Source organism: Kytococcus sp. Marseille-QA3725, from assembly GCF_054950055.1.
Window position 1 is genome coordinate 46442 of record NZ_JBUCLA010000002.1, and the last position, 13432, is coordinate 59873.

Here is a 13432-nt window from a genome sequence, read left to right on the forward strand (position 1 = left end):
CCACGGTGCTCAACGGCGGCACTCCCACCGCTGACCCGATGAACTGGGAGGGTGAAGTTCCGTGGGCCACACCGGTGGACCTCCGACCGGTGAACGGCGGCCACGTGACGGAGACCCAGAGGCACTTGTCACGACAGGGCGCCCGCACCGGCAGCACTATCGCCCCCGCTGGCTCAGTGCTGATTTCGAGCCGCGCACCTATTGGCTACGTCGCCACGACCACGCGAGCAATGGCCTTCAATCAAGGCTGCAAAGCGCTCGTGCCACTACCTTTGGTTACGCACGCCCGCTTCCTGCAGTTCTATCTCATGGTCGCGACAGCAGACCTGCAGGCATCCGGGAGCGGCTCCACCTTCATGGAGCTTTCGAGTGAGGCCGTGGGCAGCACTCCCGTAATGTCACCCCCACTCGAGGAACAGGAGCGCATCGCGAACTTCCTCGACGACCGCGTGGGCCACATCGACCGCATCATCGCCGCCCGAGAGCGGCAGCAGGTTCTTGCCGACGAGTCCTACGAGGCATGGCTAGACACCACTTGCGCCGAACTGCGGGCCCGATGTGGAGAGGCCCCTCTGAGGCGGCTACAGCTCACGATCGAGCAGGGCTGGAGCCCCCAGGTTGACGCGGCGCCTGCGCTCACGGGGGAACCCGGTCTCCTGAAGTTGGGATCCGTGAGGCGAGGCGAGTTTCGCCCGGACCAGAACAAGGCGTTCCCCGAATCGGTGACTCCTCGCGAGGAGTACCGCATCAGACATGGGGACCTACTCATCACTCGGGCCAACACACCAGCGCTCGTCGGCGACGTCGCAGTTGTGGACGAAGTGGGTGACTGTCCGCTCTATCTCAGTGATCTGATCTACCGCGTCAAGCCTCAGCAGGCGGATCCGCGCTTCATCTCGACGTGCTTGCGGACCTCTGCCGCACGACAGGAGATTTCGGTTATCGCCCGGGGGACATCCGGGTCGATGCCCAAGCTCCGCGGGGAGGACCTCCGCGGGCTCTCCGTCCCAAACGCCCCACTTCCAGACCAGCGCGCGCTTGGTTTGTCCGACAAGAGGCAACGTCTCGACTTGGTGGCTCGCACCGCCGCCCTCACCCGCTCCATCGACCTCCTCACCGAGTACAAGCAGTCCCTCATCACCGCTGCCGTGACCGGGCAGTTGGACGTGACCACCGCCAGCACCCGCATTCCGGAGTGACGCCATGTCGAACACCACCGAGTCCACCTTCGAGGGCAACATCGAGGCCCACCTGTTGGCCAACGGGTGGCAGTCCCTGGCCCCGGACGGGTACGACCACAAGCTCGGGCTCTTCCCCGACGAGGTGACGACCTGGCTGGCCGAGAGCCAGCCCAAGCAGTGGGAGCACCTCTCGGCGCGGCACGGCGGGGAGGTGCTCGCGCGACAGAAGGTCGTGCAGGCAGTGGCCGACGCCATCGACCACCGCGGCACGCTGAGCGTGCTGCGGGACGGCCTCAAGAACTCTGGCGTGAACATCGACCTGGCCACCTTCAAGCCGGCCAGTGGCCTGAACCCCGACACCGCCGTGCGGTACGCCGCCAACCGGGTGGCCGTGGTGCGCCAGCTGCACCACTCGGAATCGCGCCCCCTGGACTCGGTGGACCTGGCGCTGGTGGTCAACGGCATCCCGGTGGCCACGGCCGAGCTGAAGAACCCCTTGACCGGGCAGGGCCTGGAGCAGGCCATCAGCCAGTACCGCACCGACCGGAACCCGCACGACCTGATCTTCCGCGCCCGCACACTGGTGCACTTTGCCGTCGACCCGCACCACGTGGCCATGACCACTTGTCTGGCAGGCCAGGACACGCGCTTCCTGCCCTTCGACCAAGGCAGTGCCGGCCCGGGCAACCCGGGCACCTCCGGCAACCCCGCTGCCTCGGGTTACGAGACGGCCTATCTGTGGGAGGAGGTGTGGCAGCGGGACAACTGGCTGGAGCTGCTCGACTCGTTCATCCAGCAGCGCAAGGACAAGAAGACCGGCACCTGGCAGGTGCTCTTCCCGCGCTTCCACCAGTGGCACGCGGTGCGTTCCATCCTGGAGGCGACTGCGCGGGACGGCGCAGGCGTGGACCGGCTCATCCAGCACTCGGCCGGCTCGGGCAAGTCCAACACCATCGCGTGGAGCGCCCACATGCTCAGCCGCCTGCACGGGGTGGACGAGACCCCGATCTTCGACAAGGTGGTGGTGATCACCGACCGCAAGGTGCTGGACAGGCAGCTGCAGGCCACGGTCGCCGGGCTGGAGCACACCGAGGGCACGGTGGTGCGGGTGGACAAGAACTCCGCCCAGTTGAAGGCGGCTCTGGAGGGCAACGCGGCACGCGTCATCATCACCACCCTGCAGAAGTTCCCGGTGGTGTTGGAGATCGCCCGCGACGCTCAGCGCAACGGCAAGGACGCCGGCAGCATCGCCGGCCAGAATGAGCCGCCCCCTTCATTCGGTCCGGACGTTCTGTGAGTCGTCGGTTTCCATTTGATGGGTGCACTGCCGAGCGTACTCGGCTGGGGTTAGGTAGCCGAGCGAGGAGTGCCGGCGGTGGTGGTTGTACTCGTCCTTCCAGTCGCCGATGATGACCTGTGCGTGCAGCAGCGAGTAGAAGCTGTTGATGTTGAGGCACTCGTCGCGGATCCGGCTGTTGAACGACTCGACGTACCCGTTGCGCCACGGCGAGCCCGGAGGGATGTAGGACAGGCCGGTGCGGGTGCCGGCCCAGTCGGCCATCGCCTCGCTGATGAACTCCGGCCCGTTGTCCGACCTGAGCACCGCCGGGGCGCCCCGGGCGGCGACGAGGTCCTCGAGGTGGGCGGTGAGTCGGTCGGCGGTAATCGAGCGCTCCACGAGGCCGCCGATGCACTCCCGGGTGTGTTCGTCGACGATCGAGCAGATCTTGATCGGTCGTCCGTGCTCGTCGGCGTCGAACTGGAAGTCCACCGCCCACACCACGTTCGGCGCGTCCGCCGTCGGCGCGTCGACGGTCGAGGACCCGACGCGCTTGCGTCGACGCCGCTGCGGGACCCGGAGCCCTTCGTCACGCCACAGGCGTTGGATCTTCTTGTGGTTCACCACCCACCCCTCGGCGCGGGCGTCGTGATACGCCCGCCGATACCCGTAGCGGGGATGGTCCTTCGCCCAGGCGCGCAGCCACTCCCTGAGCGCCCGATCCGGGTCCGTGACCGTGTCGCCCTTGAGCGGTCGCCGGTACGCGGAGCGGCTCAGCCCGACCAGACGGCACGCCATCCGTTCGCTTACCCGCAACTTGCGCTTGAGGTGATCGACGGCGGCGCGGCGCCTGTCCGGGCTTAGAAGTTTCCCTCAGCCAGCTCCTTGAGCGCGGCCTTCTCCAGCTCCGCTTCCGCGAGCAGACGCTTCAGGGTCGCGTTCTGCTTCTCCAACTCCTTCAGGCGCTTTGCGTCGTCGGCCTTGAGGCCGCCGTACTGGTTCCGCCACCGGTAGTACGTCTGCTCGGACACCCCCAGCTCCCGGCACACCGCCGCGACGTCCTGACCATCGGTGAGCATCCTGTCGGCCTGCCCGAGCTTACGGACGACCTGCTCCGGGGTGTGACGCTTCCTGCTGTTCGTCATGATCTGACCAGTCTCCCTGCCCGCGACCGCGGGCAACAGGACGACTCTCATAACGACTGGACCTACGAAACGGGGTCAGCCCAAGAACTTCGCGGTGATCGTGGACGAGGCCCACTCCTCCACCAGCGGGGCGGCCATGGGCGAGCTCAAGACCGTGCTCAGTGGCGACGCCGCGCTGGACGAGGCCGAGCGGGCCGAGGCGACCGACGGCAACGCCACGTCCGAGGAGGAGGACGCGCTGCTGGACAGCGCCACGGCGCGAGGCAAGTCGAGCAACATCTCGTTCTTCGCGTTCACCGCGACACCCAAGCCGAAGACGTTGAACGTGTTCGGGCAGACCGGCCAGGACGGCATCAAGCGCCCGTTCCACACGTACTCGATGCGGCAGGCGATCGCCGAGGGGTTCATCCTCGACGTGCTGGCGAACTACACGACCTACGCCGTCTACTACAAGCTGGCCAAGACCCACCCGCGCAACGACCCCTCGGTGGAGGTCCGCAAGGGCAAGGCCATGCTCGCGCGGAACGCCTCACTGCACAGCCACATGATGGAGGCCAAGGCCGAGGTGATCGTGGAGCACTTCCGCGAGAAGACGGCCCACAAGATCGACGGGCGGGCCAAGGCCATGGTCGTGACGCGTTCACGGCTGCACGCGGTGCGCACCCACAAGGCGATCCAGGACTACATCTCGAAGATGGGTTATGACCGGGGACCCGATGCGATGAAGGCGCTGGTGGCCTTCTCCGGCACGGTGAAGGATTCGGACGCGCCCGACGCCCCCGGTGTGACCGAGGCACAGCTCAACGGATTCTCCGAGGGGGAGCTGCCCAAGAAGTTCCACGCGGACTACCAGGTGCTGGTGGTGGCCGAGAAGTACCAGACCGGCTTCGACGAGCCGCTGCTGCACACCATGTACGTGGACAAGAAGCTCTCCGGTGTGGCGGCGGTGCAGACGCTCTCGCGGCTGAACCGGATCCACGACGGCAAGGACGACACATTCGTACTCGACTTCGCGAACACGGCCGAGGAGATCGAGAAGGCGTTCAACCCGTTCTACGAGCAGAGCCTGGCCGAGACCACGGATCCGCAGGTGCTGGCCACCATGGAGCACGACCTGCTGACCGCGGGCGTGCTGGTGCCCGAGGAGATGGAGCGGGTCGTCCAGCTGCTGTTGGCTGGAGAGCCGTGCACGCAGGGCGAGATGTACTCACTGCTGGGGACAGCGACCGGGCGGTTCCTGCAGCTGGGTGAACGGGACGAGGAGGCCGCGGAGTCGTTCCGCGGGACGCTGGACTCGTTCTGTCGCGCGTACTCGTTCCTGGCACAGGTGATGCCGTGGACCGACCGCGACATGGAGCGCCTGTTCCTCTACGGACGGCTGTTGCTGGCCGAGCTGCCCGCCCGCGAGAGCGACCCCATGCCGCAGGTGAGCAAGTCCGTGCAGCTGAGTCACCTGCGCATCACCGCGACCTCGTCCGGCGCGATCACACTGGAGGGTGATGAGGAGCCGGTGCCCGCGCTGCCAGGTGGTGGCAAGGGATCGGGAACCGAGCCGGTGACGGACAAGCTCTCGGCCCTCATCGCGGTGATGAACGAGAAGTACGGCGCCGACCTGGGCGACGCCGACCGGGTGTGGATGGACCAGCAGTGGACCGTGGTCATGGACGACGACGACCTGCGGGACGTGGCACGGCACAACGACAGGTCGCAGTACGAGGCTGTGCTGGACGACCGGGTGGGCGAAATCATCCTTGACCGCGAGGAGGCCAACGGGGAGTTGCTCTCCATGTTCTTCGGGAACTTGGAGTTCCGAAAGCATGTGGTGTCGTTCTTGGCGGGGACGTATGACGAGTTCCGTCGGGCTGGTTGATTACTCCTGACGGCATCGCAGCGAAGGAGATCTCCAAAGGTGACGCCAGTGCAACCTCGCAGCAGCACGGGAACCATATGAACGGGCACCGCGACACCATCTTCAGCGATCGGGACCGGTCTGACCCCTCACCCTCCCGGTGGAACGAAGGCTCTTTCAGCTTTCTCGACCGCGTCAGTGGCCAGTACGGGGCGCAGGTCCGCGATGTGGCCGAAGCTTGGTACCGGGAGTACCCGAGGCAGGGGCGATCAGATCTCCGCGAGCGGCTGAGGGAGAACACCCAAGTCGGCGCAGCCGCCCTCCTCGAACTCTTCCTCCACGAGATGCTCCGCCGTGGTGGATTCAAAATGCTTCCACACCCAGATCTCATGGATAGCCCCACCACCCTGATTTCCTGGTGTCAGGCCATGGTGGCTCATCCGATCTGAGGGTGTAGTCGTGGTCTGAAGCCGCCGGCTTCGAGGAGGGATCGGGCGACGTAGTGGGTCAGGTTGCGGAAGCCGAGGGCGGACCCTCGGAGGTGCTCGAGGCGGCCGTTGATCGCCTCGGTCGGGCCGTTGCTCGTGCCCGGCAGGTCGAAGAATGCGAGTACGTCTTCGGCCCGCTTGGTCAGCGTCCGCCCGAGCGTGACGAGCTCGCTCAGGGCGGTGGGAACGCCACGAGTCACCGAGTCGATCACGGCGGTCATCAGTGCCCGGCCTTCGCGCCGGTCTGGGTGGCGGTAGGCGGCGATCATGCGTTGGTAGATGCCCCAGGTCGCCTCGACCTCGACGTGCTCCTCGTCGGCGAACAGGGACTCGATCCTGCGGGCCTGCTTGTCGGTGAGCAGGTTGGCGCCAGTGTGCAGGGTCCGCCGCGCGCAGTAGAGCGGATCGCCGGCCCGGCCGCGGTGGCCGTGGAGATCTTGCTGGACCCGTCGGCGACAACGGTCCAGGGCGTCACCAGCGAGCCGGACCACGTGGAAGGGATCCATCACCGCGACCGCGTCGGGGAGCTCCTCGGCCGCAGCAGTCTTGAACCCGGTGAACCCGTCCATCGCCACCACCTCCACCCTGTCGCGCCATGCCTGGGTGCGGGCAGCGAGCCAGGTCTTGAAAGTGCTCTTCGATCGCCCCTGGACCATGTCGAGCAGGCGTGCTGGACCCGTCCCGTCGCGGATCGGGGTCAGATCGATGACGACGGTGACGTACTTCTCGCCGCTTCGGGTATGGCGCCAGACGTGCTCGTCCACTCCGACCACGGTGACGCCGTCAAACCGGGTGGGGTCATCGATCAGGACCCGTCGGCCCTCGGCCAGGACCGCGTCATTGGCGGTGTCCCAGGCCACTCCCAGAGCCTCGGCCAACCTGGCGACAGTCAGGTGCTGGGTCACCAGGGCCACCAGCGCCCACCGCACCGCTGCACGCGACAGCTTCGCCCGCCGGTCCGCCGCCGCAGTGGTGTCCTGGCGCCACACCCGCCGGCACGCCTGACAGCCGAAGCGACGCACCCGGATCAGCAGCGTGGTGGGCCGCCACCCGAACGGCTCATGCGCCAGCTGCCGGGTCACCGTGCCCCGCGCGGCGCCCTCGGCCCCGCAGTGCCGGCAGAACGCGTCGTCATCGCCCGCGACCACCCGGCATTCCAGCACCGCCCGGTCAGGCTCCACGCGCTGGCCAACCGCAACGAGGCCAAGCTCGTCCAGGCGGGCGAAGGTCGTCAGATCAGGGGCATCAAAGGTAAGTTCACGCACGTCGAGGTCTTCTGGTCGGGTCGGTGTAGGAACCCCCATCATCAGGGGACCTCGACCCCTACCTCGGCCCGGTCACACCACCACTGCTACACCCTCAGATCGGAAGAGCCGCCATGGTGTTCGGTTCTACCTCGAAGCAACCACCATGAACGCTGCAGACGCTGACGGCGGGCGGGGCAGACGCCGCCAAGACTTCTTGGACTCCTTGCAACGATCCACGAACAAGGACTTCTACCTGTGGGTCGAACAGCTCACCGTCGGCGATCGGCCCGCAGCAGGGCGGAGATTGCGCGCCGCTATCGATCAGTGGTTGTCGTCCTTAGACCCGGACACAGAAGGCGCCGTGGAGCAGCGCCCAAGAATGACCTGGTCCGATGAGGGCTGGACCACCACCGTGTCTGCCTTCCCCGCCGGTCGCGACTGCCGGGGGCGGGAGGACCACTCCATCGTGGGCATAGTCTCGGACGGCGGTGTTCAAATCGTCGACCATGCTCCCACCCTGCGCAAAGTCGTCCGGAAGAAGGCCGGCGCCTACGGCCAGCTTGACGCCCCACTCGTCATCGCCGTTGGAACTCATATTCTCGATCACGATCACTGGCATACCACGAACACCCTCTACGGCGAACTGGAAATACCCCTCACAGAACACGACGGCGCGCTGGCTGCTGACGAAGCGAGAAGGGTCAATAGCGGGCTCTTCACCCCTCCCCCACCAATGCTGGGGAAGGACGTCGAGGGGGTTCTGATCGTGGACGGCATCACCCCATCCTCCTTCCACAAGGCACGACTGGACCGCTGGCAGAATCCGGCACAGAAGACGACATTCCTGCCCCTGCACCGCTACCTACCCATCACCGACTGGACACCGCAAGAGGGCCAGGTCATCCCGCACCACAGTGACATCGATCCTCTTGGACACATTGGCCTGGACTCGCCTTGGCCCCAGGTTGAGCCATTCCCACGGCGCGAGTAGGTGACTAGCCGCTGGACCCATGGGCCGCACCGCAGGGGGCGTGGTCGCTTCGGCGCCCACCAGTGCGTGGCAGTAGACCTGTGAGTCCCTCGATTACCGTGAGAGCCCGCAAGGTTGTCGGAGCCTTCTGCTTACCTGCAGACATGGCAGACGTGACCATGAGCCCGAACGAATGGATCAAAGCATGGGAACTGGGTTCAGGCGTGCTCTTGGCCGGCGTGAGCTGGATCAGCAGACGACGGCCTTGGAGCCCCGAGGATCTCAACGACATCGTTTCGGATCTCGCCAAGGAACGGCGTCGAATCACGCTAAGCCCAGCATCGCTCAACGCCCAGCAGGCTCGAGATCGCACTGCGGCCGTAGATAGACGGGCCGTTGAGCGATGGCTGAACGCAGACCTGATGAGCCCCGGCATGAGAGTCAGAGCACACCTCACCGCGAGCCTCTGGCTGGCCCTTGTCGCGGTGGCCGCAGCGGCCGGAGGGTACTTCTGGGCTGACCCCGGAAGCGCTCCGGCGGCGAGAGCCCTCATCACACTGAGCCATGCCCTCATAGGTCTGGCGCTTGTTCGCTACCTCATCGGCGTCATAAAATTCCTCGCAGCATCCTGCTCTTCCTCTCGCAGGCAGGCCTACTACCGGGCCCTCGATGGCCTACTCCGGGCTCATCACTTCAATCCCGACGGGAGCCCCACCGCGAAATCCGAACCCAAATCCAGCGGTTGGCGACAATTCCTTCGGAGCCTCCTGTGAGTCGTTGGTAGGCCCGCGTCACCATCAACTCTGCTCAACATCGGGTTCGGCGTCGCACCACTGCGTCCCCCCTCACCCACTCCCGACCCAACGCCACCACCGCCCACACGCCTGCCCCGACGGCCAACCCGACGATCACCGCGACCAACCCACCCCACCCCATCCCGGTAAAGGCGAACCCACCGGCGTACCCGACCACCGAGCTCCCCGCGTAGTACGCCAGCGTGTAGAGCGACGTGCTCTGCGAGCGTCCGTGCTCGGCCGCGGCCCCGGCCCACCCGGACGCGACCGAGTGCGCCCCGAAGAAACCGGCGGTGAACAGCACCAACCCCACGATCACCATCGGCAGCCACACCGCCAGCGTCACCAGCGCCCCGGCCACCATGCACGCCGTCGACCCGAGCATCACTGGCAGCCGCCCCCAACGCCCGGCCAGCCCGCCAGCCACCCGCGCCGACCAGGTGCCCGACAGGTACGCCAGGAACAGCAGGCTCGCCGCACCGACCGACAACCCGTACGGCGCCCCCTCCAGCCGGAAGGTCAGGTAGTTGTACATGGCCACGAACCCGCCCATCAGCAGGAACGCCTGCGCGTACACGGCCACCAGCCCCGGCCGGTGCAGGTGGTCCCGGCAGATGCCCGCCACCCGCCTCACGGACGACCGCTGCGCCCGGAACCCCTGCGGCTGCGGCGGCAGCACGAAGAACGCGATGACCGCCACCGCCGCCAGCCCGGCCACGGACGAGACGCCGGCCCGCCACCCGAGCCAGTCACCCACCGGGGCGGCGACGATGCGCCCCATCAGGCCGCCGAGGCTGGTGCCGGCCACGTAGGTGCCTGCGGCCACCGCAGCCGCGCTCGCGGTGACCTCCTCCCCCAGGTAGGCCACCGCGAGCGCCGCCACCCCGCCCAGGGCCGCGCCCTCGAGCACGCGGAGCACGAGCATCAGCTCGAACCACGGACAGAAGGGCACCACCATCCCCAGCCCGGTGCCGCCCACCAGGGCGATACGGATGGAGGTGAGCCGCCCGATCCGGTCGGCCACCAGCGACCACGGCAGCACCGAGAGCGCCAGCCCGATGGTGGCCGCCGAGACCGCCAGTGAGGCCTGCGAGGCGGTGACGCCCAGGTCGACCGCCAGCAGCGGCAGCACCCCCTGCGGGGAGTAGAGCTGGGCGAAGCAGGCGACCCCGGCGGCGAACAGCGCCCACTGCATGCGGCGGTACTCCGGCGTGCCCTTCTCGTGCCCCTCCCAGGTGGCGGCGGCGGAAGAGGTGGTCACGCGGCCGACCATAGCCAGCGGCCCTCCGGCGGAGACCGGGGTGCTCCCGGAAGCGGTCGGCCCCCTCCCGGCACGAGCCGCCCGCTCGGCCACGACCACGCCACCCACACCACATTGCCAACCCCGCACCCCGCAGCACGCCCCCGCCTGCATGGTCATTCACCCCAATGGATTACCATTCCTCCATGAACGAGCCCACCCGCCAGACGCTGTCGACCGCGCGCCGCGTGGTCGTCAAGGTCGGCTCCTCCTCACTCACCGCCCCCGGCGGTGGCGTCGACGGGGCGCTGCTGCACTCCATCGCCGGGGTGCTGGCCCGCCGCGTGCGCGACGGCGGCCAGGTGGTGCTGGTCTCCAGCGGTGCGATCGCCGCCGGCCTGCCCGGCCTGGGCCTGGAGCGCCGCCCGAGCGACCTGGCCACCCAGCAGGCCGCCGCGAGCCTGGGCCAGGGCGCCCTGATGTCCGAGTACACCCACGCGCTGGGCCTGCACCGGGTCCGCGCGGGCCAGGTGCTGCTGACCGCCGCCGACCTGCACCGCCGCAACCACTACGTGAACGCCTCGCGCACCCTGGAGCGCCTGCTGGAGCTCGACGTCCTGCCGATCGTCAACGAGAACGACACGGTGGCCACCGACGAGATCCGCTTCGGCGACAACGACCGCCTGGCCGCCCTGGTGGCACAGCTGGTGGACGCCGACGCCCTCGTGCTGCTCTCGGACGTGGACGCCCTGTACGACGGCCACCCCGACGAGCCCGGCACCCAGCGCATCCCGCACGTCGCCGGGCCCGATGACGTGGGCGGCGTCGATGTCTCCCGCATCGGCTCGGCGGTGGGCACCGGCGGCATGGCGACCAAGCTGTCCGCGGCCCAACTGGCGGCCGAGGAGGGCATCCCGGTGGTGCTGACCAGCGCCGCGCAGGCCGAGCAGGCCCTGACCGGCGAGGACGTGGGCACCTTCTTCACCCCGACCGGCCGGCGCAGCCCCGCCCGCCGCCAGTGGATCGCCCACGCCACCCGCAGCACGGGCCGGCTGGTGCTCGACGGCGGCGCGGTCGAGGCCGTGGTCGCCCGGCAGACGTCGCTGCTGCCGGTGGGCATCACGCGCATCGAGGGGCGGTTCCGCGCCGGCGACACCGTCGACCTGTGCGCCCCGGACGGCCACGTCGTCGCACGCGGGCTCTCCGGCTACGACGCGCTCGAGCTGCGCCCGCTCATCGGCCAGCGTCTGCCGCACGGGCTGGACGTCGGACGACCGCGCGGCGTGCCGGCCAGCCGACGCCCGGTGGTGCGCCGCGACGACCTCGTGGTGCTCTGAACCGCGCCGCGACCACCGGCCGCGCCGACAGCACGCCACCGGCCTGCGCCGACTCGTACCACCCGACGCCCGGACGAACCCCGCGCGCGAACCCCCGAACCGCGCACCCGCACCCGAGGAGCCCCGCGATGACGAACACCGCCCCCATCGACCCCGCGGTCACCGAGCAGGTGCACGAGGTGGCCCGCCGCGCCCGAGTGGCCGCCCGCCGCCTCGCGCTGCTGACCCGCGCGGAGAAGGACGCCGCCCTGATGGCGCTGGCCGATGCCGTCGACGCCGCCGCCGAGCAGGTGGTCGCCGCCAACGGCGAGGACCTGGCGCGCGGCCGTGAGCAGGGCCTGGCGGAGAACCTGCTGGACCGGCTGACGCTCGACGTCGACCGTGTGCACGCCGTGGCCGCGGCGCTGCGCGACGTCGCCGGTCTGCCCGACCCGGTCGGTGAGGTGGTGCGTGGCTCCACGCTGGCCAACGGCCTGCAGATCCGGCAGCTGCGCGTGCCGATGGGCGTGGTCGGCATGATCTACGAGGCCCGCCCGAACGTGACCGTCGACGCCGCCGGGCTGGGACTCAAGAGCGGCAACGCGGTGATCCTGCGCGGCGGCTCGGCCGCCGCCCGCACGAACGCCACCCTGGTGGAGGTGCTGCGCGCCGCGCTGTCCGAGCTCGACCTGCCCGCCGACGCGGTGAACCTGCTGAACGACGGCGGCCGCGACGCCGCCCGGGCGCTCATGACCGCCCGCGGACTGGTGGACCTCGTGATCCCCCGCGGCGGCGCGAGCCTCATCCAGACGGTGGTCACCGAGTCGACCGTCCCCGTCATCGAGACCGGCACCGGCAACTGCCACGTCTACGTGGACGCGGCGGCCGACCCGGCGATGGCGGTCGCGATCGTCACCAACGCCAAGACCCACCGGAACTCGGTGTGCAACGCGGCCGAGTCGCTGCTGGTGCACCGCGACGCCGCCGAGGCGACGCTGCCGGGCATCATGGCCGAGCTCGCCGCCGCCGGGGTGACCGTGCACGGCGACGAGGCGATGCAGGGGTACGCGCGGGCGGCCGGCGCGGAGTACGTGCCGATCTCGGACGAGGACGACGACACCGAGTTCCTCTCCGCGGACATCTCGACGCGGGTGGTGGACTCCCTCGATGCCGCCATCGCCCACGTGCAGGAGCACACCAGCGGGCACAGCGAGGCGATCGTCACCGGCGACCGGGCCGCCGCGCGGCAGTTCACGGCCGAGGTGGACGCCGCCGCCGTGCTGGTGAACGCCTCCACCCGCTTCACCGACGGCGGGGAGTTCGGCTTCGGCGCGGAGATCGGCATCTCCACCCAGAAGCTGCACGCCCGCGGCCCGATGGCACTGCCCGAGCTGACGACCACCAAGTGGGTGGTGGAGGGCGACGGCCAGGTGCGCTGAGCGTCAGGGGGTTCCGGACAGCCTCCGGACGAGGTACTGGTTCAGGCTGAGGTGCTCCTGGGCCGCCCCCATGGCCAGCTGTCGGTGCAGGTGCTCCCCCAACCGCAGGTTGAGCTTGCCCGAGTACCGGCGGGTCGCCAGCGGCTCGGGCACCTCCTCACCCTCGGCCACCATGTCCTCGACGGTCTCGGCGACCACCTGCCGGAGCCCGGCAAGCGCCTCTTCCTGCGTCTCGGCCAGCCACGACAGGGACGGCATCTCCCAGCAGGTGGCCACGAACTCCTGGTCCTCCTCGGACCAGGCCACGGTGTACCCGTAGTGCGTCACGTCGGGAACCGTCTTCATGCTCCTGCCTCCTTCTTGTCGATCGCGGCGAGGACCTGCCGCACCTGGTAGGTCTTCGCCTTCCCTCGGTCGTCCTGGATGTTGACGCGGGGGTCACCCGGCCACGGGGTCTTGAACACCGCATGCAAGCCGCCCGACC

13 protein-coding genes are annotated in these 13432 nt (G+C 68.8%); 8 read left to right on the plus strand and 5 right to left on the minus strand.

Annotated elements, in window-relative coordinates:
• Nucleotides 1–5 precede the first annotated feature (5 nt).
• Nucleotides 6–1199 carry a restriction endonuclease subunit S gene (locus ACY8FT_RS08250; RefSeq protein ID WP_462419081.1) on the plus strand — a complete coding sequence of 398 codons (1194 nt, stop codon included), beginning with the start codon at nucleotides 6–8 and terminating at the stop codon, nucleotides 1197–1199.
• Nucleotides 1200–1203: 4 nt separating this feature from the next.
• Nucleotides 1204–2478 (plus strand): type I restriction endonuclease, encoded by a 1275-nt coding sequence (locus ACY8FT_RS08255; RefSeq protein ID WP_462418453.1) that lies wholly within the window; start codon nucleotides 1204–1206, stop codon nucleotides 2476–2478.
• Here ACY8FT_RS08255 and ACY8FT_RS08260 read toward each other — a convergent pair.
• Nucleotides 2455–3605 (minus strand): IS3 family transposase gene (locus tag ACY8FT_RS08260; protein WP_115306721.1). Its coding sequence is split into 2 segments (ribosomal slippage): nucleotides 2455–3335 and nucleotides 3335–3605, totalling 1152 coding nucleotides; the frame shifts between segments, so codons are not numbered across the junction. The genes ACY8FT_RS08255 and ACY8FT_RS08260 overlap by 24 nt on opposite strands.
• A gap of 94 nt (nucleotides 3606–3699) precedes the next feature.
• Between ACY8FT_RS08260 and ACY8FT_RS08265 the strand changes: the two genes are divergently transcribed.
• Nucleotides 3700–5475 (plus strand): type I restriction enzyme subunit R domain-containing protein, encoded by a 1776-nt coding sequence (locus ACY8FT_RS08265; RefSeq protein WP_462418454.1) that lies wholly within the window; start codon nucleotides 3700–3702, stop codon nucleotides 5473–5475.
• Between the two features lie 77 nt (nucleotides 5476–5552).
• The gene (locus ACY8FT_RS08270; RefSeq protein ID WP_462418455.1) at nucleotides 5553–5903 is read left to right on the plus strand and encodes a hypothetical protein; all 351 of its coding nucleotides are present in this window, start codon (nucleotides 5553–5555) and stop codon (nucleotides 5901–5903) included.
• Here ACY8FT_RS08270 and ACY8FT_RS08275 read toward each other — a convergent pair.
• Nucleotides 5891–7246 carry an ISL3 family transposase gene (locus ACY8FT_RS08275; RefSeq protein WP_462418377.1) on the minus strand — a complete coding sequence of 452 codons (1356 nt, stop codon included), beginning with the start codon at nucleotides 7244–7246 and terminating at the stop codon, nucleotides 5891–5893. The genes ACY8FT_RS08270 and ACY8FT_RS08275 overlap by 13 nt on opposite strands.
• A gap of 106 nt (nucleotides 7247–7352) precedes the next feature.
• Between ACY8FT_RS08275 and ACY8FT_RS08280 the strand changes: the two genes are divergently transcribed.
• On the plus strand, nucleotides 7353–8180 hold the full coding sequence (locus tag ACY8FT_RS08280) for a hypothetical protein (RefSeq protein ID WP_462418456.1): 828 nt from the start codon (nucleotides 7353–7355) through the stop codon (nucleotides 8178–8180).
• A gap of 143 nt (nucleotides 8181–8323) precedes the next feature.
• Nucleotides 8324–8932, plus strand: a complete 609-nt coding sequence (locus ACY8FT_RS08285) for a hypothetical protein (RefSeq protein ID WP_462418457.1) — start codon at nucleotides 8324–8326, stop codon at nucleotides 8930–8932.
• Between the two features lie 34 nt (nucleotides 8933–8966).
• On the opposite strand, the gene ACY8FT_RS08290 is transcribed toward ACY8FT_RS08285, so the two are convergent.
• Nucleotides 8967–10214, minus strand: a complete 1248-nt coding sequence (locus tag ACY8FT_RS08290; protein ID WP_462418458.1) for an MFS transporter — start codon at nucleotides 10212–10214, stop codon at nucleotides 8967–8969.
• Between the two features lie 185 nt (nucleotides 10215–10399).
• Here ACY8FT_RS08290 and proB point away from each other — a divergent pair, with 185 nt between their 5' ends.
• Together proB and ACY8FT_RS08300 are read left to right on the plus strand one after the other, a co-directional pair.
• On the plus strand, nucleotides 10400–11530 hold the full coding sequence (gene proB, locus ACY8FT_RS08295) for a glutamate 5-kinase (protein ID WP_462418459.1): 1131 nt from the start codon (nucleotides 10400–10402) through the stop codon (nucleotides 11528–11530).
• 128 nt (nucleotides 11531–11658) lie between these two features.
• Nucleotides 11659–12948, plus strand: a complete 1290-nt coding sequence (locus ACY8FT_RS08300; RefSeq protein ID WP_462418460.1) for a glutamate-5-semialdehyde dehydrogenase — start codon at nucleotides 11659–11661, stop codon at nucleotides 12946–12948.
• A 3-nt stretch (nucleotides 12949–12951) separates the two neighbouring features.
• Here the strand turns inward: ACY8FT_RS08300 and ACY8FT_RS08305 are convergent, their stop codons facing one another.
• Together ACY8FT_RS08305 and ACY8FT_RS08310 are read right to left on the minus strand one after the other, a co-directional pair.
• A complete protein-coding gene (locus ACY8FT_RS08305) occupies nucleotides 12952–13293 on the minus strand; it encodes a type II toxin-antitoxin system HicB family antitoxin (protein WP_462418461.1) in 342 nt (113 codons plus the stop codon).
• Nucleotides 13290–13412, minus strand: coding sequence for a hypothetical protein (locus tag ACY8FT_RS08310; protein WP_462418462.1), 123 nt, complete (start codon nucleotides 13410–13412; stop codon nucleotides 13290–13292). The genes ACY8FT_RS08305 and ACY8FT_RS08310 overlap by 4 nt, the downstream gene beginning before the upstream one ends.
• Between the last annotated feature and the right edge of the window lie 20 nt (nucleotides 13413–13432).

Coding starts and splice junctions, on each gene's coding strand:
- proB (WP_462418459.1), top strand. CDS start 10,400: ATGAACGAGCCCACCCGCCAGACGCTGTCGACCGCGCGCCGCGTGGTC.
- ACY8FT_RS08255 (WP_462418453.1), top strand. CDS start 1,204: ATGTCGAACACCACCGAGTCCACCTTCGAGGGCAACATCGAGGCCCAC.
- ACY8FT_RS08300 (WP_462418460.1), top strand. CDS start 11,659: ATGACGAACACCGCCCCCATCGACCCCGCGGTCACCGAGCAGGTGCAC.
- ACY8FT_RS08285 (WP_462418457.1), top strand. CDS start 8,324: ATGGCAGACGTGACCATGAGCCCGAACGAATGGATCAAAGCATGGGAA.
- ACY8FT_RS08280 (WP_462418456.1), top strand. CDS start 7,353: ATGAACGCTGCAGACGCTGACGGCGGGCGGGGCAGACGCCGCCAAGAC.
- ACY8FT_RS08305 (WP_462418461.1), bottom strand. CDS start 13,293: ATGAAGACGGTTCCCGACGTGACGCACTACGGGTACACCGTGGCCTGG.
- ACY8FT_RS08275 (WP_462418377.1), bottom strand. CDS start 7,246: ATGGGGGTTCCTACACCGACCCGACCAGAAGACCTCGACGTGCGTGAA.
- ACY8FT_RS08270 (WP_462418455.1), top strand. CDS start 5,553: ATGAACGGGCACCGCGACACCATCTTCAGCGATCGGGACCGGTCTGAC.